Annotated in this window: 25 protein-coding genes; 9 read left to right on the forward strand and 16 right to left on the reverse strand. The window is 62.2% G+C overall.

The window, feature by feature from the left end; genetic code table 11:
• Positions 1 to 12: 12 nt before the first annotated feature.
• The 5 genes from GN300_RS01345 to typA all read right to left on the reverse strand — a co-directional run bounded on the left by GN300_RS01345 (position 13) and on the right by typA (position 5,512).
• Entirely contained in the window at positions 13 to 429 is a 417-nt protein-coding gene (locus GN300_RS01345; protein WP_030536224.1) for a hypothetical protein, read from the reverse strand.
• Positions 430 to 521: 92 nt separating this feature from the next.
• Complete coding sequence (locus GN300_RS01350) at positions 522 to 680, reverse strand: hypothetical protein (RefSeq protein WP_003945210.1); 159 nt, start codon at positions 678 to 680, stop codon at positions 522 to 524.
• 107 nt (positions 681 to 787) lie between these two features.
• Positions 788 to 1,672 carry an N-acetyl-1-D-myo-inositol-2-amino-2-deoxy-alpha-D-glucopyranoside deacetylase gene (mshB, locus tag GN300_RS01355; RefSeq protein WP_007726273.1) on the reverse strand — a complete coding sequence of 295 codons (885 nt, stop codon included), beginning with the start codon at positions 1,670 to 1,672 and terminating at the stop codon, positions 788 to 790.
• Positions 1,669 to 3,453 (reverse strand): ABC transporter family substrate-binding protein, encoded by a 1,785-nt coding sequence (locus tag GN300_RS01360; RefSeq protein WP_030536226.1) that lies wholly within the window; start codon positions 3,451 to 3,453, stop codon positions 1,669 to 1,671. Before GN300_RS01360 ends, mshB begins: the two co-directional genes overlap by 4 nt.
• A gap of 151 nt (positions 3,454 to 3,604) precedes the next feature.
• Positions 3,605 to 5,512 (reverse strand): translational GTPase TypA, encoded by a 1,908-nt coding sequence (typA, locus tag GN300_RS01365; RefSeq protein ID WP_007726276.1) that lies wholly within the window; start codon positions 5,510 to 5,512, stop codon positions 3,605 to 3,607.
• 324 nt (positions 5,513 to 5,836) lie between these two features.
• Between typA and GN300_RS01370 the strand changes: the two genes are divergently transcribed.
• On the forward strand, positions 5,837 to 6,013 hold the full coding sequence (locus GN300_RS01370; RefSeq protein WP_003945207.1) for a hypothetical protein: 177 nt from the start codon (positions 5,837 to 5,839) through the stop codon (positions 6,011 to 6,013).
• Here GN300_RS01370 and GN300_RS01375 read toward each other — a convergent pair.
• Positions 5,991 to 6,416, reverse strand: a complete 426-nt coding sequence (locus tag GN300_RS01375) for a (deoxy)nucleoside triphosphate pyrophosphohydrolase (RefSeq protein ID WP_007726279.1) — start codon at positions 6,414 to 6,416, stop codon at positions 5,991 to 5,993. The two genes, GN300_RS01370 and GN300_RS01375, sit on opposite strands and share 23 nt — an antisense overlap.
• A gap of 16 nt (positions 6,417 to 6,432) precedes the next feature.
• Here GN300_RS01375 and GN300_RS01380 point away from each other — a divergent pair, with 16 nt between their 5' ends.
• From GN300_RS01380 to GN300_RS01390, 3 genes are all read left to right on the forward strand, one after another.
• Positions 6,433 to 6,735, forward strand: coding sequence for a 4a-hydroxytetrahydrobiopterin dehydratase (locus GN300_RS01380; protein ID WP_003945236.1), 303 nt, complete (start codon positions 6,433 to 6,435; stop codon positions 6,733 to 6,735).
• 271 nt (positions 6,736 to 7,006) lie between these two features.
• Positions 7,007 to 7,750, forward strand: a complete 744-nt coding sequence (locus GN300_RS01385) for a hypothetical protein (protein WP_003945233.1) — start codon at positions 7,007 to 7,009, stop codon at positions 7,748 to 7,750.
• Between the two features lie 78 nt (positions 7,751 to 7,828).
• Positions 7,829 to 8,227 carry a hypothetical protein gene (locus tag GN300_RS01390; protein ID WP_042448789.1) on the forward strand — a complete coding sequence of 133 codons (399 nt, stop codon included), beginning with the start codon at positions 7,829 to 7,831 and terminating at the stop codon, positions 8,225 to 8,227.
• Here GN300_RS01390 and GN300_RS01395 read toward each other — a convergent pair.
• Positions 8,218 to 8,676, reverse strand: coding sequence for a MarR family winged helix-turn-helix transcriptional regulator (locus tag GN300_RS01395; protein ID WP_003945257.1), 459 nt, complete (start codon positions 8,674 to 8,676; stop codon positions 8,218 to 8,220). The two genes, GN300_RS01390 and GN300_RS01395, sit on opposite strands and share 10 nt — an antisense overlap.
• 85 nt (positions 8,677 to 8,761) lie before the next feature.
• Between GN300_RS01395 and GN300_RS01400 the strand changes: the two genes are divergently transcribed.
• A complete protein-coding gene (locus GN300_RS01400; RefSeq protein ID WP_063316831.1) occupies positions 8,762 to 10,192 on the forward strand; it encodes an MFS transporter in 1,431 nt (476 codons plus the stop codon).
• 235 nt (positions 10,193 to 10,427) lie between these two features.
• Positions 10,428 to 10,928 carry a nuclear transport factor 2 family protein gene (locus GN300_RS01405; RefSeq protein ID WP_007726289.1) on the forward strand — a complete coding sequence of 167 codons (501 nt, stop codon included), beginning with the start codon at positions 10,428 to 10,430 and terminating at the stop codon, positions 10,926 to 10,928.
• On the opposite strand, the gene GN300_RS01410 is transcribed toward GN300_RS01405, so the two are convergent.
• Positions 10,915 to 11,697 carry a DUF1906 domain-containing protein gene (locus tag GN300_RS01410; RefSeq protein ID WP_042920828.1) on the reverse strand — a complete coding sequence of 261 codons (783 nt, stop codon included), beginning with the start codon at positions 11,695 to 11,697 and terminating at the stop codon, positions 10,915 to 10,917. The genes GN300_RS01405 and GN300_RS01410 overlap by 14 nt on opposite strands.
• Positions 11,698 to 12,573: 876 nt before the next feature.
• Between GN300_RS01410 and GN300_RS01415 the strand changes: the two genes are divergently transcribed.
• Positions 12,574 to 12,804, forward strand: a complete 231-nt coding sequence (locus GN300_RS01415) for a PLD nuclease N-terminal domain-containing protein (protein WP_007726301.1) — start codon at positions 12,574 to 12,576, stop codon at positions 12,802 to 12,804.
• Here the strand turns inward: GN300_RS01415 and GN300_RS01420 are convergent.
• The 8 genes from GN300_RS01420 to GN300_RS29635 form a co-directional block, all read right to left on the reverse strand.
• Positions 12,792 to 13,733, reverse strand: a complete 942-nt coding sequence (locus tag GN300_RS01420; RefSeq protein ID WP_007726302.1) for an antibiotic biosynthesis monooxygenase — start codon at positions 13,731 to 13,733, stop codon at positions 12,792 to 12,794. The genes GN300_RS01415 and GN300_RS01420 overlap by 13 nt on opposite strands.
• 1 nt (position 13,734) lies before the next feature.
• Positions 13,735 to 15,135 carry an amidohydrolase family protein gene (locus GN300_RS01425; protein ID WP_003945240.1) on the reverse strand — a complete coding sequence of 467 codons (1,401 nt, stop codon included), beginning with the start codon at positions 15,133 to 15,135 and terminating at the stop codon, positions 13,735 to 13,737.
• A gap of 69 nt (positions 15,136 to 15,204) precedes the next feature.
• Entirely contained in the window at positions 15,205 to 15,903 is a 699-nt protein-coding gene (locus tag GN300_RS01430; protein WP_051720844.1) for a CPBP family intramembrane glutamic endopeptidase, read from the reverse strand.
• A gap of 153 nt (positions 15,904 to 16,056) precedes the next feature.
• Positions 16,057 to 17,040 (reverse strand): iron-siderophore ABC transporter substrate-binding protein, encoded by a 984-nt coding sequence (locus tag GN300_RS01435; protein ID WP_058037415.1) that lies wholly within the window; start codon positions 17,038 to 17,040, stop codon positions 16,057 to 16,059.
• An 89-nt stretch (positions 17,041 to 17,129) separates the two neighbouring features.
• Positions 17,130 to 17,609: a VOC family protein gene (locus GN300_RS01440; RefSeq protein ID WP_007726307.1), complete on the reverse strand. Its 480-nt coding sequence runs from the start codon at positions 17,607 to 17,609 to the stop codon at positions 17,130 to 17,132.
• 85 nt (positions 17,610 to 17,694) lie between these two features.
• On the reverse strand, positions 17,695 to 18,627 hold the full coding sequence (locus tag GN300_RS01445; protein ID WP_231915196.1) for an alpha/beta hydrolase family protein: 933 nt from the start codon (positions 18,625 to 18,627) through the stop codon (positions 17,695 to 17,697).
• Between the two features lie 50 nt (positions 18,628 to 18,677).
• A complete protein-coding gene (locus GN300_RS01450; protein ID WP_063316829.1) occupies positions 18,678 to 19,682 on the reverse strand; it encodes an alpha/beta hydrolase family protein in 1,005 nt (334 codons plus the stop codon).
• A 315-nt stretch (positions 19,683 to 19,997) separates the two neighbouring features.
• Positions 19,998 to 20,123, reverse strand: coding sequence for a hypothetical protein (locus GN300_RS29635; RefSeq protein ID WP_019744544.1), 126 nt, complete (start codon positions 20,121 to 20,123; stop codon positions 19,998 to 20,000).
• A gap of 271 nt (positions 20,124 to 20,394) precedes the next feature.
• Between GN300_RS29635 and GN300_RS01455 the strand changes: the two genes are divergently transcribed.
• Both GN300_RS01455 and GN300_RS01460 read left to right on the forward strand, forming a co-directional pair.
• Positions 20,395 to 21,516 carry a winged helix DNA-binding domain-containing protein gene (locus GN300_RS01455; RefSeq protein WP_063316828.1) on the forward strand — a complete coding sequence of 374 codons (1,122 nt, stop codon included), beginning with the start codon at positions 20,395 to 20,397 and terminating at the stop codon, positions 21,514 to 21,516.
• Positions 21,517 to 21,630: 114 nt separating this feature from the next.
• Entirely contained in the window at positions 21,631 to 23,328 is a 1,698-nt protein-coding gene (locus GN300_RS01460) for a fumarate hydratase (RefSeq protein WP_063316867.1), read from the forward strand.
• The last annotated feature ends 11 nt before the right edge of the window (positions 23,329 to 23,339 follow it).

Below are 23,339 nucleotides of genomic sequence, written 5' to 3' on the forward strand. Positions count from 1 at the left end.
GCGCGCCGAGAACTATTGCGAGCTGAGGGTGGCAAGTCTGTTGATCGCCACTTTGAAGAGGAAAACGGCGGCCGGAGCGATCGCACCGACCAGCAGCAGGAAGGTCAGAGGGGACGAAAGCACGAGTACGTCGCCGCCGGGGCCGCCCACCATGCACACCAAGAACCCGACGATCCAACCGGCGAGCGGCAATGCGGCCCTACCCGGCGTCGTAACCGTGCGGGCGGCGATCACCAATACGAGGTTCGCGGTCGCGGCTACGAGAATGCTGATGGGAAATGCCGTCGTACCGAGATGAGTCGGCAAGAACAGGACGGACAACACCGCGCACAAGAATCCGTCGAAAATCAGGACGCCGAGGATGACAGGGTCGAGCCACGACAGCGACGTTCCTGTCGAGGCGTCCGTGTTGTTCTCGACGGTCGTCATGGTTTTGATAGTGGTCTATCGGTCGTCATCGCGCGAGCGCGGGGTCCCTCCCGACAAGCACCCCGGCTCGCGCCCGAAAAGCACGAAGCTGATCAGGGAACCGGCGGGAACCCGAGCAGAGTCAGCAAATGACTCTGCTGATCTGCGAATGCGTAGAGCGACCCGTAATACAAGTCGTGGTAATAACCAGCCATCGGACGCAACGAATCGACGAAGGCGACGATCTGGTTCTGCAGGTCCCAGTTGTACATTTCTTCAGCCCCCAGGCTTTGCTGTTACCGAAAGGACCACCCATCCGGTGACACGCATCACACACCACTACGGCGTCGATCGCAATGCCTGAGAGCCGACGCCCAGGTCAGCTGTGCAGCCCGCCGAACAGATCGCGCTCGCGGCCGTCCTCACCCACCGGACCGAGCGCGCCGGCGGCCAATACGAAATGCTCGACCGTCAGGATCGGTTGGACCACGTTGTTCGACAATGCGAACTCGGCTCGGCTCGGGGCTACCGTCACCTGAGTGGCGTGGGCGCTCAATGCCCTCGCCTTCGCATCGATGACGCCTCGAACGTCGATTGCCGTCGTCACGTCTGTGTCCTCGACGCTCGGCAATTCCCCGGGCTCGGGCAGACGCCAGTTCTCCGGGAACTCGGAAATCGCCGCGATGCCGCGTTCGAGTCCGCTGCGCTCGGTCACGGTCCAGTAGAACTTCGGAGTCGACCACGGCTCGCCGGTCTCGGGATACGCGGTCGTTCCTGCAGCTTCGACGGCCGCTGTCGTGATCGCGTGCGCCTGGATGTGATCCGGGTGCCCGTAGCCGCCGTTGGGGTCGTACGTGATCACGACGTGCGGCCGAATCTCACGAATGACGGCGACCACCGCGCCGACTGCTTCGTCGAGTCGAGCATTGACAAAAGCACGGGGATTGGCGGCCGAAGGTGTGCCGATCATTCCGGAGTCGCGATACCGACCGGCACCGGCGAGGAAGCGAGGAGCGGCACTGCCCAAAGCCGACAAAGCAGCGCTCAGTTCCGCGATCCGGTAGCCACCGAGTTGATCGGCCTCGGAAGCCACGAGCCCGGCCCACGCATCACCGATCACTTCGCCTTCCTCCCCCAACGTGCAGGTGAGGACTGTGACCTCGACGCCTTCGGACGCGTATCGCGCGATGGTGCCACCGGTGGTGATCGTTTCGTCGTCCGGATGTGCGTGTACCAACAGAAGTCGCTTCGCCGACGCGGTCACTTTTCCACCCTCACCCAGTCCGTAGCGTTTCCGAATATCCCCACCTGCACCGGCCCGTCGAGGACCACGCCCTCGACTCCGGTCCCGACCGCGACCAGCGCTCGGCTCTGCACGATCGGCAAAACCGCCGCAAGATCCCACAGCTTGGGTTCCGCATCGGCGATCAACGACCCCAGATCCCCGATGCCACTGAGCGCTTCGTCGATCCGACCTTGCAACGCCGGATCACACAGCCCGGACAGGTTGCTCGGAGCCTCGACGCTTGTCGTTCGGATGGGCTCCGGTGTCTGCGACGGCGTCGGTGCGGGCACTGCCGAACTTGTTGCCGGAGTGGAAGGTGCGCTCGGGCAACTGAACCGCGAGGCCAGCGAAGTGGCCGTGTCGGCGCCTGCCCGGCTCCAACCGACGATCATGTCGACGCGTCCTGTCGTCAGGTCCTCGCCGTAGAGTTCCTCCGGCGCCACCGATTCGACGGTCGCCAGGATTCCCACGTCACGCAATTCGTCGGCAGCGGTGTTTGCCACGGCGATCGCGATGTCGTCGTTTTCGGGAGCGCCGATCAGCAGCGTCAACTGGGCGCCGTCACGGACGATCGATCCGACCGTTCCAGTGCCCGTGACGATTCCGGTGGGCGGTGCCGTCAGGTAGCCGGCTGCAGTCAGCTCGCCCAGCGCCTGCTCCCTGGTCGGTTTCGGCGGCGCGGTGGGCGCATATCCCGGATCCGACGGAGCGAGGATCTGAGCTTTCACCGGGGCCGACGCCGATTCACTCCCTGCCGCCACCACGGCGAGCAGGTCCGGATCGAGCAGTCCCAGAACACCTTTACGCACCCGAACATCCGCGAAGTTCTTGCTTCGCCCGTTCACGTTGATGTCGAGAGTGCGCGGAACGTAGGAGAATGCCGTCCTGACACCCGGGATTGCAGACAGCTGAATATCCGTGGCACTACCCGAATGAACCTGCGCCACTTGGGCATCGTCGGTACGCAGCGCATCCGCCAACTGCGCAGCCGTTCCTCCGCGTCGCAGAACTATCTGATCCGGGTCTGAAGGCTTGCCCCAGAATCGGTCGTTGCGTTCGAGCACGATTTCGTCCCGGCCGCGGTCGACCGAGCGCACGTGAAAGTGGGCTCCCGACACCGGAATCCCCTCACTCAGGCCGGTGCTGAAACCGCCGGGAGTGTCCTTGATCAGGTGGGACGGAAGAATATCGGTGAACAACTCTCGCCATGCCGGATACGGCGCACGCATCACGACGTTGACCGTTTTGCCGCCGCCGGACGAGTTCACGTCGTCGATCATCTGATAGCCCGCGGGATTGACCACACCGGGAACCGAGATCATCTGCTGCCACAGGTAGCGAAAGTCTTCTGCCGCAATGGGAGCGCCGTCCGACCATTGGGCTTCGTTGCGCAGTTGGTAGCGAATCGTGAACGGGGCCTCCGACGTCACTTCAGCGGAAACGAGGAAAGAATCGTCGATCGCCCACTCCGTCGCGCCAGGTTGTGTGGGCGAATTGATCGGGCGAAACGCACTGGGCAGTACGAGGTTGCCGACTGCGGAGTTGACCGGCGACTGATCCGCGAGCAGGTGCGGGTTGAATCCGCCTCCCACCTCGTCGATTGCCACAGTGACCTGCTTCATCGCCGGAACGACCGGAGTCGGTGTGGGCTTGACGGTTTCGGTGCTCTCGACCGGAGGCGGCGGATCGGCTGTACATGCAGTCAGTGACAACGCCGTCACTGCCACTGCCAACGCCAGGTAGCGACGTCCTGAGGCCACAGACAATTCCTTCCGTACGGGGCCGCGTCGCCCCTTTGCACTCGATTCCCTGGCAGATCTTTCGCCTGGAAACCATGAAGGCGAATGTACCTTTCCGCCGAAAACTCGGCTGAAAGGCACATCCGCCTGTCAGGTTGTAACCGACGAAAGACTACAGAGCAGCCTTGTCGCGTGCCTTACTACGTGAACGCTCGCGAGCGCGCTCGGTTGCGTTGAGGTGCACCTTGCGGACGCGAACGTCCTCCGGGGTGACCTCGACGCACTCGTCGCTGGAGCAGAACTCCATCGCTGCTTCGAGTTCGAGCTTGATCGGCTTTGCGAGGGTCTCCATCACGTCTGCGGACGACTGACGCATGTTGGTCAGCTTCTTCTCGCGGGTGACGTTGATGTCGAGGTCTTCCTGACGCGGGTTGATACCGACGACGTGTCCCTCGTAGGTGTCTGCGCCGGGCTCGACGAAGAAGGTTCCGCGGTCGGCCAACTGGATCATGGCGAACGGCGTCACCGTGCCGGAGCGGTCCGAGACGAGCGAGCCGGTGTGGCGCGCGCGGATCTCGCCGGCCCACGGGCCGTATCCGTCGAACACGGCGTTGGCGATACCGGTTCCGCGGGTTTCCGTGAGGAAGTCCGTGCGGAAGCCGATGAGGCCACGCGAAGGAACGATGAACTCCATGCGAACCCAGCCTGCGCCGTGGTTCGACATCTGGACCATCTTGCCCTTGCGGTTGGCCAGGAGCTGCGTGATGGCGCCGAGGTACTCCTCGGGGCTGTCGATGGTCAGCTCTTCGAAAGGCTCGTGAACCTTGCCGTCGACGAGCTGCGTGACAACCTGCGGCTTACCGACGGTGAGTTCGAAGCCCTCACGACGCATCTGTTCGACGAGGATGGCGAGCGCGAGCTCTCCACGACCCTGGACCTCCCACGCATCGGGGCGACCGATGTCGAGGACCTTGAGCGAGACGTTACCGACGAGCTCCTGGTCCAGGCGGGACTTGACCATGCGTGCAGTCAGCTTGTGACCCTTGACGCGACCGACGAGCGGTGACGTGTTGGTGCCGATCGTGACCGAGATTGCCGGCTGGTCGACGGTGATGCGGGGCAGTGCGACCGGGTTCTCCAGATCGGCGAGGGTGTCGCCGATCATGATGTCCGGGAATCCTGCGACGGCGCAGATGTCACCGGCGACGGCGACCTCACCGGGAACGCGCTCGACACCGATGGTCGTGAGGAGTTCGGTGATCTTGGTCTTCGTGACGACGGGCTCGCCGTCGACCTCGCGGCACCAGGACACGGTCTGGCCCTTGCGCAGCTCGCCGTTGTGGATGCGAACGAGTGCGAGGCGACCGAGGAATGCGGATGCGTCGAGGTTGGTGACGTGAGCCTGCAGCGGTGCGTCGACCGAGCCCTTCGGCGCGGGGACGTACTCCATCAGCACCTGGAAGAGTGCGGTGAGGTCCTCGGCGTCGGGAGCCTTGCCGTTCTCGGGCTGCACGGTCGATGCCTTGCCTTCGCGACCGGACGCGTAGAGGACGGGAAGTTCGAGTGCGAGCTCAGCGGCTTCGGCGGCCTCGTCGGACAGGTCCGATGCGAGGTCGAGGAGCAGGTCCTGAGCCTCGGTGACAACCTCTTCGATACGGGCGTCGGGGCGGTCCGTCTTGTTGACGACCAGGATGACGGGCAGCGAAGCGGCGAGTGCCTTGCGCAGCACGAAACGCGTCTGCGGCAGGGGTCCCTCGGAAGCATCGACGAGCAGGACGACGCCGTCGACCATGGACAGGCCGCGCTCGACCTCGCCACCGAAGTCGGCGTGGCCGGGGGTGTCGATGACGTTGATGACGGTGATGGAACCGTCTTCGTTGACCTTATGTACTGCGGTGTTCTTCGCGAGAATGGTGATGCCCTTCTCGCGTTCGAGGTCGCCGGAGTCCATAACGCGATCGACCAGCTCGGCGCGCTCCTCGAACGCGCCGGACTGACGAAGCATGGCGTCGACGAGGGTGGTCTTGCCGTGGTCGACGTGTGCGACGATGGCAACGTTACGGAAGCTGGTGATGGTCACGCGATGGCTCTCCTGGCTGAGTTGATTCGGCCACGCGAAAGTCAAGTCGCACGGCTCTTCTGGTGGCCGCTGCACGAGTGTGTGATCCGAATCAGGGCACGAATCGCCTGAGAAGGCACCGCGGCCTAGTAAATACTACTCGCTCCGGGCTGATACTCCTGCATTGTGCGGCCTCTATCACCGCCCCCACCAGCGAATAGTGATCTGCACCACGCCGATGCGCGTAGGATTACGACCTGGAGAAACAGGTCATTTAAGGGTACGCTAACCTCGTTCCAAGAGCGGGCTCTCCGCCGTAGTGAAACAGGAAAGCCGCAGCGTCACATGGGAAAAGTCAAGGCAAGCAAGGTCTCGCAGCTCAAGCCGAAGAAGAAGTGCTGCCGCAAGAAGACGCGGTGCATCAAGTGTCCCGTCGTCATCATGCGGATGAAGAAGCTCGAGAACGAGGGCGCATCCAAGAAGGAACTGAAAGCGGGTCTCAAGAAGGCTCGTGCGGCGTAAGCGCGCTCAATTCCGCGAGTAACTCGGGGATCCAGGCTCGATCGTTGTCCACCAGATCCATCGACAACAGTTCTTCGGCGTCGACCCATGTCAATTGAGCATGGTCGAGCGCGACCGGTTCTCCCGACACCAACTCCGCCCGGTAGGCCCGCAGGACCAACCCCGGCGACAGTGGCACGTCGACACCGATTCTGGCGCCGCATCTCACCTCGACCGCCAGTTCCTCGAGCAGCTCCCGCGCCAACGCGTTCTGTGGCGATTCGAATTCTTCGACCTTCCCGCCCGGCAGCTCCCAACGACCGGCCAAAGCCGGCGGACTCGTCCGCTGCGCGAGGAGCAGCCTTCCCTCGCGGAAGATCGCACCGGCGACAACTTCCCGATCCCTTGCAGGTGCATCACTCATCGCACCATGATGGAGTATGGCCACTTTGTTGTCCGACTCCGCGATCCAAAACGCTCTCGACGAACTGCCCGCCTGGCAACTGTCGCCAGGGTCGATCACTCGCACGGTCGACTCCGCGACATTCCCGGACGCCATCGCGCTTCTTCAACGCATCGCGGCAGTCGCCGAGGCCGCGGATCATCATCCCGACATCGACGTTCGCTGGCGAAAGGTCACGTACACGCTTTCGACACACTCGGCGGGCGGTCTCACGGAACTGGACTTCGACCTTGCCCGTCGAATTGACGTACTCGTCGACGATTCGGTCCGTTTCGACTGATCTTCGAGTGAACAAACCTCGCAATCTGACGTAACAGTTGCATCAACTTTCACATAGATCACTTCAGTCACAGGTATGGTCGCCGTAAATCACGATCGAGGCCGGTCATGCCATAGACTCCCCCCGGTGCGTAGCTGCTCAGCAACTGAACAGCTGTACAACCCGGGGGCTCTGTACATAGAGTGACCCCTCGAGCCGTCAAACGCGGAGCTCGCCTAGGCGCCCGCGCGGTATGACTAAGGATGGGGAAACAGTGCTTCGAACCCGAGGTATGCGAAAGGCGTTCACCGCCGTCGCTATTGCCGCAGTAGCAGGACTGGCATTGCCGGCACAGGCAATGGCCGATCCGGCAGCACCGCCCGCACCCGAAAGTGTGCCGATCGAGTTCCTCGCATCGTTTGCGCCCGCCATCATCGGCGCCGCCGCAGGTCCGGCCGATGTTGCAGGCGGACCGCAGCAAGCGTTGCTCGACCAGGCTCGCGCGATCCTGAACTCCCCCGGCATTCCGCCCGAGATCAAGGCCACCCTCGAGAAGGTCATCACCTTCCTCGACGGCAGCGGCGGCGGCGGACCGGCGATCCCGGACGAGAACGCCCCCGTCATCGCGCAGTTCCTCTACCCGACGCTTGGCAAGGGCTGCATCTCGGCCACCGCCGATTCGGTCGGAACCGCACTTGCCGTTCCCGGCCCGGCTCACCTGCCTCCTCCCGGTCCCGCTGCCGGTCAGGCCGGATTCGTCTTCACCGCTCTCGGTACGGCTCCCGCCGTCGACGACCAGCCGGTGCCGATGACCGTCACCTGGGTCAACATCGACAACCAGCGCAGCGCCACCCAGAACTTGACCAACGCCGCACGCATCAACCCGGACGGCCCAGCCACTCTGTCGGCTATCGCCGATACCGGCCCCGGACGCGTTCTCTCGGTGATCAGCGGTTCGCTGACCACCCAGCCGGAAGGCGCAGATCGCATCACCTGCAGCTTCCTTCCGACCGTGGGCATGTTCGCGGTAGCTTGATCGAAGTCTTGTGAAAGGGACCCACCGAATTTCGGCGGGTCCCTTTTGCATCTCCGATCACCGTGATAGACCCGATAGATGGGACATCTACGAGTGGACATCACGCACGGTCGTCCAGAGAAGAAATCCGGCCCAGACCAGTCGATACGGTCACACAAGTCGACGCGATCGATACTGTCCATCCGATCCGAGGGGTCCATTCTCTCGATCGGATCGGCGTACTCGATCCTGTCGATCGGTAGCGTCGGCTCTTTTCTTTCGATCGGAAGCATCGGGTCTACGGCGTCAGTCCTGAGTTCGGGCTCGTTCGCCAGTCTCGGGTCCGCGCTGTCCGGTCTCTCACGTTGGTCACTGCTCTCCTGGCGTGGAAATCATGCAGCCCCCGAAGAACACCCGAAACTTGTTGTCATTGCGCCGGAATCGGATTCGAGCGATCCGGACCGCTCACTACGATCCGTCTCGCACTCTCAGACCTGATTCGGTCGCGGCCATTCGCGGCCTTCCAGCGCTTCGACCGAGGTATTGAATTGCCGCAGTAGGTCACCGAGCGCGAGACGCTGCTCCGGCGTCCACTCGCGGAGGACCTTTTCGACACCGGCTGTCGAATGTTCGCGATCAGCACGAAGTTTCGACAGCCCCTGCGCCGTCGGCCGGACCTTTCGCGCGAGCCCTCCGTCCGGATCCTCCACTCGCTCCACCAAGCCCTGACGCCTCAGCGCGCCGATCTGCCGGTTGATGGTGGAGATGTCGAGCGAGAAAGCGCAGGAGAGCTCCTTGAGGCTCATGGGATGTTGCAATTCCAGTCGACCGAGCAGTAGATACGCCGACCGGTCCAGATGAAGTTCGGCCCGTTGTGCGAGCGCGTGGTAACGCGAGAGCAGAGTCAACTCGTACTCGATATTCACCAGATCAGGGTCCCGGTCCATCCTCATATTGTGCAGACTACACACGATGTGTAGCGTGCACACTGGGGCGAACGCACCAATCAGAACACGCCATGGCGGGAGCCGCATGTCCGTTCACGCAGGGTCGTCCAATGTCGACGAGAAAATCCCCGACACGAACTACGCATCCTCGGGTCCAGTGCTCACCGTTCTAGGACTGTGCGGAATCGTCGTCGCCTTGATGCAGACGCTGGTAGTCCCCATCATTCCGCAATTGCCGCACCTGTTGAACTCCACTCCCGCCGACACCTCGTGGGCGGTCACCGCAACACTCCTCGCCGCCGCGGTGATCACGCCGATCAGCGGGCGCCTCGGCGACATGTTCGGCAAGAAACGAATGCTGCTGGTCAGTCTCGGGATGGTCGTTCTGGGCTCGGCCATCTGCGCGATCGCACCTTCACTGATCATGCTCGTTGTCGGCCGAGCACTTCAAGGAGCATCGGTCGGGGCAATTCCATTGGGCATAGCCATCATTCGTGACGTTCTTCCACCGAAGAAAGTGGCCGGCGCCATGGCGGTCATGAGCGCCACCCTCGGCGTCGGCGGTGCGATCGGACTGCCGATCGCCGCGGTGATCGCCCAGAATGCCAACTGGCACTTCCTCTTCGTCACATCGGCAGCGTTCGGGCTGATCTGCATCGCACTGGTTGCGTTCGTCATTCCCGAATCGACCGTACGACGCCCGGGACGTTTCGACTTCGTCGGTGCGCTCGGCCTCACCGTTGGTCTGATCACCCTGTTACTCCCCATCACCAAGGGCGGAACCTGGGGATGGGGCGACGCGAAAACCCTGGGGCTCCTTGCGGTTTCCGCGCTCAGCTTCCTGGTGTGGGGATGGTGGGAACTTCGACGCAACGCACCGCTGGTGGACCTCCGCGTATCGGCCCGGCCGCAAGTTCTCTTCACCAACTTCGCGTCGATCGCCGTCGGTTTTGCCATGTACGGCAATTCCCTGACGCTCCCCCAACTGCTCATGGCACCGACGTCCACCGGTTACGGACTCGGACTGTCCATGGTTGCAGCGGGGCTCGCACTGGCCCCCGGCGGACTCGTCATGATGGCGCTCTCGCCCGTCTCCGCTCGAATTTCGGCGTGGCGCGGCCCGCGAATCACGTTGATGCTCGGCGCCCTCGTCATCGGATTGGGTTACGCCTTCGCATATTTCACGGTGTCGAGCGTCTGGCAGGTCGCCGTGGCCGGAATGTTCATCGGAGCGGGCGTCGGGCTCTCGTACTCGGCCATGCCGGCCTTGATCATGGGCGCAGTCCCCATCACGGAATCTGCAGCCGCGAACGGACTGAACTCACTGATGCGATCGATCGGCACGTCGACGTCTGCCGCGATCGTGAGCGTCGTCCTGGCCGGAATGACCATCACCGTCGGCACCGCAGTGATCCCCTCGTTCGAGGCGTTTCGTGCCACGTTCCTGATCTCCATCGCCGCCGCCGTCGTGACGATGGTGTTCGCCGGGTTGATTCCCAAACAGAAAGTCTCGTAAGGGAATCAGCCCGGCGGAGGACTCACTTCTCCGAAGAGCCTTCGATGCTGCCCGTCTGCAACTTCGACAGAAGTGTGTAGATGAAATTGATGATGATATCCACGTGGTGCCCTCTCACATAACGGGTCCCCGACCCGACAACGACGGTACCGCAGAACTCTTCTCCATCGAATCGCCGACAATCAATTCTGCAACGTGTTCTAATTTGAGGCGACGACTACCCGAGGAGCCTTTCATGACCTGGACACGCACCGAACTCGAAGACGCCTTCGCGGGTTACCAGAACACCGTTGTCGAGTGCACTCGTTCCGGCGATTGGAACGCCTTCGCGGACATGTTCACCGAGGACGTCGTCTACGTGGAACACGCTTTCGGCACCCTCAATGGCCGAGAGGCCGTACGCAAGTGGGTCACTCGCACGATGACGGAGTTCCCGGGGCACCGCATGACCGAATTCCCGGCCAACTGGTTCGTGGTCGACGAGCAGCGCGGATGGATCGTGTGCGAGATCGACAACCCGATGGAGGATCCGGGTGACGGATCCAAGCACGGAGCCGCCAACATCACGATCCTGCATTACGCCGGCAACGGACTGTGGTCTCGCGAGGAAGACGCCTACAACCCGATGAACTTCCTGTCGATGGCAAAAGCATGGTGCCTCGCCGCGGAAGCGGCGGGCACCCTCCCCGACGACGCCAAGGCCTGGCTCGCCAAATTCGGCGCTATGGTGCGATAGATCCTGTCGGCAACGAGGATCCGACCGGCTGGGCCGGACCGACCGCACCGGCCAACGACCACTGCCCGTAGTCCCGAGTGAGGATCGAGTTCAGATCCACGCCGACGCCGTCGACCTTGCGCTTGTCGATCTCGAACTGATGCAGGTTTGCCCGCGGGTGCACATACCCTGCGGGCGAGCCCCAGTTGTGCTGCCAGAACCAGGTTCCGACGCCGGCACTGATCATTGCGTCGATCACGCGAGTGTTTCCGTAGACGCCGAGCGCTCCGTTGCCGACAACCGAGGCCCACCCCTCGAGGTACGGCGCGATCAGCGTAGTGATTTCAGTACTGGTCGGGTTGTCGTCGATCGACGCGTAGATCGGGCGACCGGACGGCCCACCAGCCGCCGCATGTAGTTCGAGGCCACGGGCAGCATGACGCTTGCCCGCTTCGCGGGCCCCGCGCCAGTCCGCCGTTCCGCCCTTGCCGAATTGATAGCAAGAAACGACTTGAAGTCCGGCCGCGGTCAACGCGTCGGTTTCCCGCGCCAGTACGGGCTTGCCGACCATCCAATCGGCGCCCGGGCGCCTGTCCGAGACGTATCGAATGGCGCCCGCATACCCGGCGGCCTTGATTGCCTGAGCGGACGGCACACCGGCGGCGTAATCGAGCAGGGTCCCGAGCGAACCGGCATTGGCCACCGACGTCGTACCGCTCAATGCAGCGAGTCCGGCAGCCGCCGATCCAGCCGCTGCGTACTTGAAGAGGTTTCTTCGCGAGACGTGCACAAAGCTCCGATCATCGGCGTGTCCCGCTCGAAGTGGCGGGCAGGCAAGCTATCTTCTTTCGCTCGCATTCCACCACAGTCACATCAACCCCGCCATGCACTTGGCCAACAATGCTCACATTGTCACCAAATTGGACGCCTGACAGACAACAGTGGCCCCCGAAGGCATCGCCTTCGGGGGCCACTGAGTCGGCCTAGCGGCCGGAAGCTATCAGCTGAGCGAGGTGAAGAAGCTCAGAGCGCTGAAGAGATCAGACGCGTTGCTGAAGAAGTCGTTGAGGAAGGTGAAGGCATCCGAGAATTCTGCGCTGCTCATGCGATGTGCTCCTGTCGAAGATACGGTCCAGAGGATTGCCGCCACGTGAGTGGCTGCTGGCGATAAGAGTAGAGGCCTTCCGTTACTTCCGCGACACCAAATGTGTCCGGGACGTTACATTTCGACCCCTTCGGGGCGCGGACATACACACAGGTAACACCCACCGGCAGTGATCAAACTGTCACCTAAGGACGATTTATTGACGTATTCCGAACATCGTTCCCGATAGCAGCTACCGAGCAGCATCAAACCTGTAGGCCGACCACAAGATTGGCAAGCCTTACTTAACAGGATGGGTGTTGCTCCCGATAGAGGGCGTACCAGCAGATTGGCCAAATCCCCCGCGGCAATGTAGCCACGCGAGCTTAGTGCGGGCGCAAACATTCAGCCACAGTTCGAGTTAGCGAGATCTTTACGCCGAAAACGACCGGCCCGACGGCCCGCGGGACCGTACCTATCGGTCATCATGGTGACGCTATTCACACTGATTTGAGGAACTCCCGGCACCGATAACAACCGGATCTCGACACCGATTGGACGTTCGAGGGCACAGTGGAGTTCATGAACCTCACAAAGAAGAAGTCCTGGAGTGAGCTGTCACCCGCGCAACGCCGCGTCGTCGCCGTGCTCGCAACGATTCAGTCCCTGTTGGCGATCGCCGCGTGGACAGACCTGGCGCGACGCCCTGCCAATACGGTCAACGGCAGCAAGAAGAAGTGGGCGGCGATCATCTTCGTCAACTTCTTCGGGCCACTCACCTACTTCCGCCGAGGCCGGATTCAGTCGAAGTAGTCCCAGAACTGCAGCCACTTCACCGACGCAAAGAGCGTCAGAGTCACTGCGTACACCGCAATTACCGCCGCGACGCCGCGCCAGTTGGTGCGGGGAACGGCGCCGTCGACCGGGTCCAGCCAATGACGGAACCATCTCGTGACCGTCGGCATCAGGAACCACGTCATGGCGCCGACGCTGACTATCTGGCTCAACCACATCGACAGCCACGGCGGCGCTCCGATCCCGTCGAGCAACGGCCCGAGAAACCTCGACAGCGTCATCACCGTCGGATAGAGGACGAGCAGGATGATCATCGCCGTCTTCCAATTCGGCGTCGCGCGAGTCTGCCCGTTCTCCGTACGCAGAATGGTGCCGAACGGTGTCGACCGCGTGGTCTCGGTGAAGTCCTCGGCCAACTCGGCCCGCAGTTTCGGTAGTGCTGCGGCCCTCTCGGGCGACGCCATCCACACCGCCAACTGCTGCTCTGTCCGAAACCGAAGGACGGACTTCCACTGGGTGGAGTCGGTGACCGACCGCAACAACATCACCGACTCGTAGCCGGAGAATCGCGAACTGAGATCGATGAGGTGTCGTTGCGTTCGCAGAAACTCGTTCTCCTTACCCACGACGACGGCGTGGTCGTACACACCGATACCGGGCGGCGGCAGCACGCCGTCGATCAGAACGAGATCACTCGTCTGCGCCAGAATTCCCGTTGCAGCAGCTGATCTTTCGAGATCGCGGCGATCAGTCGACTCCAGCCAACGATGAAGATCGTCGGCACTGTCGAACGTGACGGACACGCCGTGCGACACCGGTTCCGGTTGATCACTGATGCCACAGCTCAGGTAGCCGTCGAATCGACCGGCGGTCTCGGCCGCACGCTCGACCCACGCCCGGAATCCCGAACTCGTTCGGTGGTACCCGGTGATGGCAGTTGCGGACACGTCAGCCCGATATCCGGCGCCCTTGCACGTACACGTGCGCAATCGCGGGCTCGCGCATCGCCATCAGGAGCCCGAAGAGCGTCTGGTCGCGGGCGAGTATCGGATCATCCGAACGCGTTCCGTAGTTGACGAGCCCGGCGAGCGGCGGCCACCCGGACGGATCGATCACCAGGAAGTCGGCCTCTTTGCCCTCGTCGAAGTTGCCGATCCGGTTCTCCATGTCCAGCGCGCGAGCACCGGCGAGTGTTCCGGTGAACAGCAGTTCGGCAGGGTGCATCGACACTCCGTCGTCGCCGGCTTCGGAGATGTGAACCTTGAAGGCGTCGCCGAGGACTCGGGTGAGCAGGCACTCGTCGCCGCCACCGAAGTCCGATCCGATCGCGATGTTGACCCCTGACGCAACGGTTCGTTTCCACGGCATGGTGCCGGAGCCGAGAAACTGCTGGGAAGTAGGGCAATGTGCGATCGAGGTTCCGGTCTCGGCCATTCGTGCGAGTTCGGAGTCCTGGCAGTGCACCGAGTGCGCGAGTATCGCGCGTGGACCCAGGAAGCTCTTTCCGCCGACCTGTGAGCCGGGGAGGAACTTGCCGTCGTACGTGTCGAGATAGGTCTCGACCTCGTACTCGGCGAGTGTGGTCGCCACCTCGCCGGTTCCGGGCCGATTGTTCTCGTTGAGATGACTGTGGAAGTAGACGCCCCGGTCACGGACGGAGTCGTACAACTCCCCCAAGTCCTTCAGCGTCCGTGTTGTCACCGCGAGAGAGAAGCGGGGAACCACTGCGACGTGAATGAGCGCAGTGTTCACGTCGCCGGTGTCGGCCGCGTGCCACTTGTCGATCTCCTCGCGGGTGAGTCTGATCGCGTCCTCTTCCGAGGTGATCAGTGCAGCGGCGGAGGCCGGGCCGGTGGTCTGAATCCCGCGTCCGCTGACCACTCGAAGGCCGCGTTCCAGAGTTTCCGAGAACAGGGCGTCCTGCGCGTGCGGGAAGGCCGATCCGAACACCATCGCGGCCGTGGTTCCCGTGGCGATTCGGCGAGCGCAGAAGGCCTCGGCAGCGTGCTGGGCGAATTCCGGATCAGCGAATCTCGATTCGGAGGGAAAGACGCACAGGTCGAGCCACTCGAGGAGTTGGCCGCCGCCGTAGGCGTCGCCGGCGTAGGTCTGCGGGAAATGAATGTGTGCATCGACGAATCCGGGCAGCAGGAAACCCGGTCGGTGGTCGTGAATTTCGCCGCCCGCGAGGTCTCCGGGGAGCGATTCGAATTCTCCGCAGTAGACGATCGTTCCGGCATCGTCGATCGCCAAGACGCCGTCGGGGATCGAGACGAGCGACTGCGCCGCATCCTCTACCGTCGGACGACCGGAGATGTGGAAGACATGGCCTCGATGAAGGTGCGTCACTTACTGAGCAAAGCACAAAACTACCCGGCGCCGCGCGGCGAATGCTGTCCTTTTTGTCAGATATTGGGATCAAGCAAGAGTTGCATGCCAAACAAGAGCCGCAGCCAGCGCACCTGCACCGTTCAACGACCAATGCAGAGCAATCGGCGCAATGAGGCTGCCGCTGCGATGACGAAGCCAGGTGAATACGAGACCGGCCGCAGCGGTGGCGAGAACAGCTCCGAGGATGCCGGCGACCTGGCCGACGACTCCGGTACCGAGAAAGCCGGACAGCCCTTCGTTACCACTGGTCAAACCCATCGAAGACGCGATGTGCCACAGTCCGAACATCAGAGAACCGGCAGCGGCGACGCCGCGGAATCCACTGACCCGGTTCAACGTGCCGTGCAGGACGCCACGGAAAGCCAACTCTTCGGGAATGACGGTCTGCAGCGGGATCACGATCATCGACGCGACGATCGCGCCGGAAATTGTGGCGTAGCGATCCGCCATGAAGAAGGGGCGTGTGAGCGGAAGCAACGCGCCGACGGCGACAACGGTCAGGACCAGGCCGACGGCGGCAAGGGCGTACTTCGAACCCCGTCGGAGATCGCGAGGGGACAGCCCCAATTCCGCCCAACCCATTCCCCGGCGCTTGGTGAGCGCCAACAGGACGAGAGCAGAGATGGGTACCGTCGCGATGCTTGCCCAGGCGGTGGTGAAATGCGCGATCAGATTGGTTCCCACCAGCACCACGATCACAACAGCGATATCCACGTATGCATGCATCCGCGGAAAACGAGGAGCGGTCGCTTCGATCTCCACTGGGCCGCCGCTCGTTAGCTGAAAGTTCACTTTGTCCAGTGTACCGGCGCACGAGAACTGCCCGCCACTGTTTGCGAACACGCTCACAGTGACGGGCAGGTCCCGAAACAGCTCTGATCAGGCGCCGAGCGTGCTCGCAAACTTCGGAACGGCGTTGTCGATTGCGTAGGTCAACCCCGGTACCGAGCCACTCGAGAACGCATTGACGAGTGCCGGGTCATCGAGGATCAACAGATGTCCCTCCTGAGCCGACGGGATTGCGCGCAGTAGCGGATCGTTCGCAAACGCACTGCTGTCGAGGAAGATCGGAAACAGCACCGTGAGATCCGCGTCGAACAGGTTCAGGTTCTCGTTGGCGACCGGGATGTAGAAGTTTCCGGTGGCTTTTTCGGTGATCGCCGTCGGGATCGTGAAGCCGAGGCGGGTCATGAAGTCTGCGCGTGCGTCGCCGGGTACGTACGCGCCGTAACCATCGGAACTGTAGGCGCCGACGGCCGCTGTCTTACCCGCAAAGCTCGGATTGGCGGCAATTGCAGCGTCGAACTTGGCGTTGAGGCCGGACAGTAGCGCCTTTCCTTCTGCTTCCTTGCCGAGAGCCTTCGCGACGAGTTCGGTCTGCTGCTCGACCGTCGTCCCGTAGGCCGTGGCGAGACCTGGAGGCGGCCCGACCGTCGGCGCGATGGCACTGAGCTTGTCGTAGGTGGCCTGCGTGTTGTCGCTTCGCGTCCACAGAATGAGGTCCGGTTCGAGCGCGATGACGTCTTCGACGCTCAAGTCCATCGTTCCGAGGATCTTCGGGTCCGTGGTGAACTCGTCCGCAATCCAGGGTCCGACGCCCTTGCCACCGAACGCCATCCAGTCCGCGACACCGACCGGCTGTGTTCCGAGGGCAAGTGCCGTCTCGGCGTCCGACCAACCGAGCGCGACGACGCGCTGCGGGTTGGCCGGGACCTCGACGTCGCCGAACATGGTCGAGACGGTTGCTCCCGCCTCCGCGGGTGCGTCAGCGCTGTCGCTGCTGCAGCCGGCAAGTCCGGCGACGGCGAGCGAGGCGGCCAAGGCGGTGACTGCAACCTTCATTCGAGAGACTTTGATTCGCATGGTTACCAGCACTCCTCCAACGCTCCAGCGAGAATTAGGGAAGGCTAGCATCAGCTAACGAAGGCTGTCGCCCATCGGCCAGATCGTGTTCAGGACGCGTCTGCGGCCCGTTCGAGCTCCGCGATGTCGATCTTCTTCATCTTCATCATCGCGTCCGTGGCGCGTTGCGCCTTGGCCCGATCCGGATCCTTCATCAGTTCGAGAAGGCGATTCGGGACTACCTGCCAGGACAATCCGAACTTGTCCTTGGCCCATCCGCACGGGCCCTCTTCCCCACCCTCGGTCAGCCTGGACCAGTAGTGATCGACCTCAGCCTGATCGACGCACGGAATCTCGAAAGACACTGCTTCCGAGAACGTGAACATCGGCCCGCCGTTCAATCCGGTGAATCGCTGACCGCCGAGTTCGAAGCTGACGGTCATCACCGAGCCTGCCGGCATTCCGGAGGGCGATCCCTCGACGTACCTTTCGATTCCGAGTATCTGCCCGGAACCGAACACCGAGATGTAGAAGTTGGCTGCTTCTTCTGCTTGGTTGTCGAACCACAAACAGGGAGTGATGGAAGGCATGTTCTGTCCTTGTCGGAGAGGTTACGAAACAGGTGTACAGGGTTATAGACCCGACCCGAAACGAAAACTCATCGCCAGGAACTGCTCAAGCGGACAACGCAGATTCGAGCATCGGCCAGGAACGAACGAGTTCGTCGCGCCAGTACGGCCAACCGTGCGTCCCCACCGGCTGAGCGCTGCGGGTGACATCGACTCCGCGATCACGCAACACCTGAGTGATCTGGTCGGTGCACAGGTTCGATCCCAGTTCCATGACCCCGCCGACGACCAGTACCCGGCCCAGGGCAGGAGTATCGAGAGTTTCGTGCGGACCTGGTAGTCCCGATCCCGAGGCGAGATACACCTTGGTGCCGCGCAGCTTGTCGGCATTGGCGAAAATGTCGTGCTCTTGCCAAGCCTCACTGCCGGCCGGACCCCACATCTGCTCCGAACGGGCATTTCCGTTGATCACCACAAGATCGGTCAACGCCTTGCCGAATCCTCCGACGGTTGTGTAGCAGCCGCTGTAGCCCGCGACCACGTCGTACAACCCGGCCGAGCGTTGGGCCAGGATCAGCGCGGCTTCTGCACCCATCGAGATCCCGCCGATTGCGTTGTGCCCGTTGGTGGCGAACCTCGTGTCGATCAGTGGGGGAAGCTCTTTCGTCAGGAACGTCTCCCACTTCAGACGACCGAATTTCGGGTGGTCTTCCTGCCAATCGGTGTACATGGTGCCGGTTCCACCGATGGGGAGTACGACGTTCACATTCTTGTCGGCAAAGAACGGGACGATATCGCCGTTAGCCGGGGCCAACCAGTTGTTCTCTTCGATCTGCCCGGAATTGCCGTCCAGGAGATACAGCGTCCCGCGCGGTTCCGAGCGGTCGGCAGGAAGCAGCACTTTCACCGCCATGGTGCGCCCCATGGCGGGACTCGCGACGTCGAGAAGAACCAAGCGCGAAGACAGTTCGGTGGCACTCGTTATCTTCGGGGTCTCGTCGGCGAGCGCGGTCGAAGGCGGCGCCAGTACTGAAATCAAGGCGAGCGCGCCTACGAGAACGACGCTTCGAAGACTTGCTCGTTGGGGCCTCACACGCCGAGCGACGCGGCGATCATCGGCCACGAGTCGTGTAAGTCGTCTTCCCAGTATCCCCATGAATGCGTTCCTGCCGGCTTGAAGTTGTAGCGAATGTTGTTCATACCCAATGCGTTCGTCCTGTCCGCAAGCTGGGTGGTGCAGTAGTGAGTTGCCGCCTCGATTCCGCCACCGAGAACAAGCTGCAACGCCAAATCTGTGACGTCGTTGTCGATCCGCGGATCGGCAAGTCTGTCGTACGGACCCGGAATTCCGGTTGCGGTTGTGATGTACATCGGGATTCGAGGTAGCTTGTCCGCGTTGACAACCGGATCGTGAGCCGGCCAACCCGGACCATCGTACGGACCCCACATGTTTTCCGCGTCACCCCCACCGACGGCGACCACGAGTTTCACGAAGTCCTGCCCGATGCCCGGACTCGTCATCGCGCACCCGCTGAAGGACCCGACACTCTTGTACAGCGCGGGCGCCGCCATAGCCAGATCCAGTACCGACGTGCCTGCCATCGACAGGCCTGCCAGTGCGTTCTCGCCGGTCGTCCCGAACGTCGAATCAATGACTGGCGGTAGTTCTTCCGTCAGGAACGTGGTCCACATGTTGACCCCGTTGTTGTTGCCGGATTTCGCGAGGCCGGGGTCCGGCCGCTCCCAATCGGTGTAATAGCTGAATGCTCCACTGAGAGGGGTGACCACGTTGACGTGCTTGTCCGCGAAGAACTTCGGTGCGTCGGTCCGCACCGACCACGTCGCGTCGTCTTTTCCTCCGTCTACTCCGTTGAGTAGGTAGAGCGTCGGAGCAGGCGTCGAAGTATCAGCCGGCCGCAAGACCTGCAACGGAATGTCGCGCCCCATCGACGGTGAGTGCACCGAGATGTCGACCAGCCTGCTGTCCGCCGACTGAGCGTGACCTGGTGCGGTGAGGAGCTGGAACCCACACACTGCCGTGGCCAACGCCACGAAGACACGGAAAACCGTTCGTAACGCACGAGTCTCGATCATCCGGGTCACTCTCTTCCGCAGCGGAACCTTTCGAACGGTACCGCCTGAAACAGGCAAACCCGACGTGATCGGAAATACTCGATCCGGTCGACACGGAAAGGCTCACGCACCGAGTGCGTGAGCCTTTCTCGTCAGACGACGCTTACTTGGGCGTAACCGTGCCGCCGCTGAGCGTGGTCAGTGCGTCGACGAGACGCTGACCGAGGTTGTTGACGCTTCCGATGGCTTCACCGAGAGATCCCATGAGTTTCCTCCTGCAGTTTGTCGAAATTGAAGTAACTACACCCGGAGCGGGCGTGGCAATGTCGCGCTGAATTAGGGGGTGGGGTCCTTGGAGATGGTCTCTACCGATCCCATGAAGGTCTTGAGCAGACCGTCAGCGCTGAACAGTGATCCCAGGCCCTGAACAACAGCGCCGAGAATTCCTTCCATTGAACCCATGTGAATCTCCTTGAGAGGTCAGAGGTCAGCTGCCAAAAGCACCCGACAGTGCTGTGACAGCTGCGTCACATCTGTAATGTATCCGTGACGTGGGTAACAGTAATCATACGAACGACCAGTTGGCAAAGGATTCCGACAATGGGGTCATTATTTCGACTAATAAGGTCTGCTACTGAAAAAATTCCGGCCAATCGGTCGAATTTGACCAATTCTGTCGCCGCATTGATCAACCGCCCCAAATCCTGCGGTTACCCACCAGTAAACTGAAATCATGTCTAGCGCAACCTCACTCACGCAGGTAGCTAATTTCCGGTGGCACCGCCATCAACTCGACCGAGCGGTTGTCGGTGACGCCGATCACAGCGATTGCAGCATTCTCGATCTCGGGATTCAGAACACCGGACCTGACGGAGCCGCCTGGGCCCTGCGGATCCGCGGCGTCCGCGTCGACGCCACTGAGCTCGCTCTTGCCTGGACGTTGCGCGGAGCCCCCCACTATTACCGTCGGGGCGACCTGCCTGCCGTCGCCGCCGCCACGTCGCCGTTCAGCGAAGCCGATGCAGCCAAACGCATTTACGACGCGAATCGGCCCCTGAAGGCCGCCGGCATCCCGACGCTGACTGCCCTGCAAACAGTTGCTGCTGCGATGCGGGACATCGTCTCGAAACCAACCGTCAAGGGCGAGATGTCCGCGCAGTTGACCAACCGAGTGACCGAGCCCTATCTGAGATTCTGCCGCCCGTGCAACGCCACTCATCTGTACGAGATGCCGTTCCGGCTCGCGGCACTCCAGGCAGGCCTCGAGCTACAGCCGGACACATCTCCCCCAGTGCTCGAACGCATTCCGGGTTGGCGCCGACGCCCATTCAGCGCCACGGGCGCAGACGCAGATTCCCGCTTCGACGTGATCCGGGGTTATCTGCGGTTCTACGGCCCCGCGACTCCTGCTCACGTCGCGTCGTTTCTCGATGCTCCGGTCAGGGACGTCAAAGCCCACTGGCCAATCGATGCCGAGGAGATCGAGGTGAACGGCGAGAAGCGGTGGATTCTCGAACAGGACCGCGAAGACTTGTTCGGCTCCCCCACCGATTCGAGTACGCGCTTGCTCGGGCCTTTCGATCCGTATGTACAGCTCAAGGATCGGGAGACCCTGGTTCCCGATCCGACCGCCCAGAAGACGGTGTGGCCGCCCCTCGGGCGACCGGGCACGGTGGTGGTCGGTGGCACGATCACCGGATTGTGGCGACCACGAGCATCCGGAAAGAAGCTGAAGGTCGCGATCACCCCGTGGGGAACGTGGTCACGATCGGCCCGCGCAGCAATGGCCCAGCAGGCCGAAATACTTGCCGAATTTCGCGGCGTCGAGCTCTCCGAACTGGTCGAAGTATCTTGATCGAGCCAGTGGCATCCGGATAATTCCAGCTCACACCCGCCCCGATTCGGAGAAGGAAACCCCCAACGATAACCTGAATGCGACCTTCGCACGCACCCTTGTTCAGGAGAGATGATGGCCGACTTCCTCTATGAGGACCTGTTGCCGATCGGTGATGACACCACCGAGTACCGATTGCTCACCACCGAAGGGGTGTCGACAGTCGAGGGACCGGACGGCCGCACCTTCCTGCAGGTCGAGCCGGAAGCGATGCGCTTGCTGACCGAAACGGCGCTGCACGACATCTCTCATTACCTGCGCACGGATCACCTGACGCAACTCGCGAGCATCCTCGACGATCCCGAAGCGTCGAACAACGACAAGTTCGTCGCGCTCGATCTGCTCAAGAACGCCAATATCGCCGCTGCCGGGGTTCTGCCGATGTGCCAGGACACCGGAACCGCCATCGTCATGGGCAAGCGTGGACAGCATGTGCTCACCCCCGGCGACGACGAGAAGTCCATTGCCCGCGGTGTCTACGACGCCTACACGCGTCTGAACCTGCGCTACTCGCAGAACGCCCCCATCACGATGTGGGACGAGAAGAACACCGGCAACAACTTGCCCGCGCAGATCGAGCTGTACGCCGATACTGCTGCCGGACACGAGAACTCGTACAAGTTCCTCTTCATGGCCAAGGGCGGCGGAAGCGCCAACAAGTCCTACCTGTACCAGGAAACCAAAGCGATCCTGAACCCCGACTCGATGATGCAGTTCCTCGAGGCGAAGATCCGCTCACTCGGCACCGCAGCCTGCCCGCCCTACCACCTTGCAATCGTCGTCGGCGGTACTTCGGCCGAGTTCGCGATGAAGACGGCCAAGTACGCGTCCGCGCACTACCTCGACGAGCTCCCCGCCGAAGGCGCCATCACGGGCCGCGGCTTCCGCGATCACGAGCTCGAGAAGAAGGTCTTCGAGCTCACGCAGAAGATCGGTATCGGCGCACAGTTCGGCGGTAAGTACTTCTGCCACGACGTCCGCGTCGTCCGACTCCCCCGCCACGGCGCTTCGTTGCCCGTCGCCATTGCGGTGTCCTGCTCGGCAGATCGACAGGCGAAGGCCAAGATCACCCCGGAGGGCGTGTTCCTGGAACAGCTCGAATTCAACCCGGGCCGTTTCCTGCCCGAGGTCACGGACGCTCAGCTCGACGAAGAGACGGATGGCATTTCGGGTACCGGCAAGGGCGCTGCGGTCAAGATCGATCTGACCAAGCCGATGTCGGAGATCCTCGCCGAGCTCTCCAAGCACCCGGTGAAGACTCGTCTCTCCTTGACCGGTCCGCTCGTCGTGGCACGCGACATCGCGCACGCCAAGATCAAGGAACGCCTCGACGCAGGCGAAGAGATGCCGCAGTACCTCAAGGATCACCCGGTGTACTACGCCGGCCCCGCCAAGACGCCCGACGGTATGGCATCCGGTTCGTTCGGCCCGACCACGGCCGGCCGTATGGACTCGTACGTCGAGCAGTTCCAGGCCGCCGGTGGCTCGATGATCATGCTCGCCAAGGGAAACCGCTCCAAGCAGGTCACCGACGCCTGCAACTCGCACGGCGGTTTCTACCTCGGATCCATCGGTGGACCGGCCGCTCGCCTGGCGCTCGACTGCATCAAGAAGGTCGACATCCTCGAGTACGCCGAACTCGGGATGGAAGCCGTCTGGAAGATCGACGTCGAGGACTTCCCCGCGTTCATCGTCGTCGACGACAAGGGCAACGACTTCTTTGCGCACACCGGTGAAGTGACCCTGACGATCGGTAAGCGTCCAGGCCTGTAGACACGTCAACA

The sequence above is a fragment of the Rhodococcus sp. Ni2 genome (genome assembly GCF_021352185.1).
GTDB lineage: Bacteria > Actinomycetota > Actinomycetes > Mycobacteriales > Mycobacteriaceae > Rhodococcus_F > Rhodococcus_F qingshengii.

Excerpts from the sequence above, each read along its gene's own strand:
- GN300_RS01390 (WP_042448789.1), top strand. The coding sequence starts at position 7,829 with ATGGGACATCTACGAGTGGACATCACGCACGGTCGTCCAGAGAAGAAA.
- GN300_RS01455 (WP_063316828.1), top strand. The coding sequence starts at position 20,395 with ATGTCTAGCGCAACCTCACTCACGCAGGTAGCTAATTTCCGGTGGCAC.
- GN300_RS01375 (WP_007726279.1), bottom strand. The coding sequence starts at position 6,416 with ATGAGTGATGCACCTGCAAGGGATCGGGAAGTTGTCGCCGGTGCGATC.
- GN300_RS01345 (WP_030536224.1), bottom strand. The coding sequence starts at position 429 with ATGACGACCGTCGAGAACAACACGGACGCCTCGACAGGAACGTCGCTG.
- GN300_RS01440 (WP_007726307.1), bottom strand. The coding sequence starts at position 17,609 with ATGCCTTCCATCACTCCCTGTTTGTGGTTCGACAACCAAGCAGAAGAA.
- GN300_RS29635 (WP_019744544.1), bottom strand. The coding sequence starts at position 20,123 with ATGGGTTCAATGGAAGGAATTCTCGGCGCTGTTGTTCAGGGCCTGGGA.
- GN300_RS01380 (WP_003945236.1), top strand. The coding sequence starts at position 6,433 with ATGGCCACTTTGTTGTCCGACTCCGCGATCCAAAACGCTCTCGACGAA.
- GN300_RS01370 (WP_003945207.1), top strand. The coding sequence starts at position 5,837 with ATGGGAAAAGTCAAGGCAAGCAAGGTCTCGCAGCTCAAGCCGAAGAAG.
- GN300_RS01400 (WP_063316831.1), top strand. The coding sequence starts at position 8,762 with ATGTCCGTTCACGCAGGGTCGTCCAATGTCGACGAGAAAATCCCCGAC.
- GN300_RS01385 (WP_003945233.1), top strand. The coding sequence starts at position 7,007 with ATGCGAAAGGCGTTCACCGCCGTCGCTATTGCCGCAGTAGCAGGACTG.
- GN300_RS01415 (WP_007726301.1), top strand. The coding sequence starts at position 12,574 with ATGAACCTCACAAAGAAGAAGTCCTGGAGTGAGCTGTCACCCGCGCAA.
- GN300_RS01450 (WP_063316829.1), bottom strand. The coding sequence starts at position 19,682 with ATGATCGAGACTCGTGCGTTACGAACGGTTTTCCGTGTCTTCGTGGCG.
- GN300_RS01395 (WP_003945257.1), bottom strand. The coding sequence starts at position 8,676 with ATGGACCGGGACCCTGATCTGGTGAATATCGAGTACGAGTTGACTCTG.
- GN300_RS01460 (WP_063316867.1), top strand. The coding sequence starts at position 21,631 with ATGGCCGACTTCCTCTATGAGGACCTGTTGCCGATCGGTGATGACACC.
- GN300_RS01350 (WP_003945210.1), bottom strand. The coding sequence starts at position 680 with ATGTACAACTGGGACCTGCAGAACCAGATCGTCGCCTTCGTCGATTCG.
- GN300_RS01435 (WP_058037415.1), bottom strand. The coding sequence starts at position 17,040 with ATGCGAATCAAAGTCTCTCGAATGAAGGTTGCAGTCACCGCCTTGGCC.
- GN300_RS01405 (WP_007726289.1), top strand. The coding sequence starts at position 10,428 with ATGACCTGGACACGCACCGAACTCGAAGACGCCTTCGCGGGTTACCAG.
- GN300_RS01430 (WP_051720844.1), bottom strand. The coding sequence starts at position 15,903 with ATGCATGCATACGTGGATATCGCTGTTGTGATCGTGGTGCTGGTGGGA.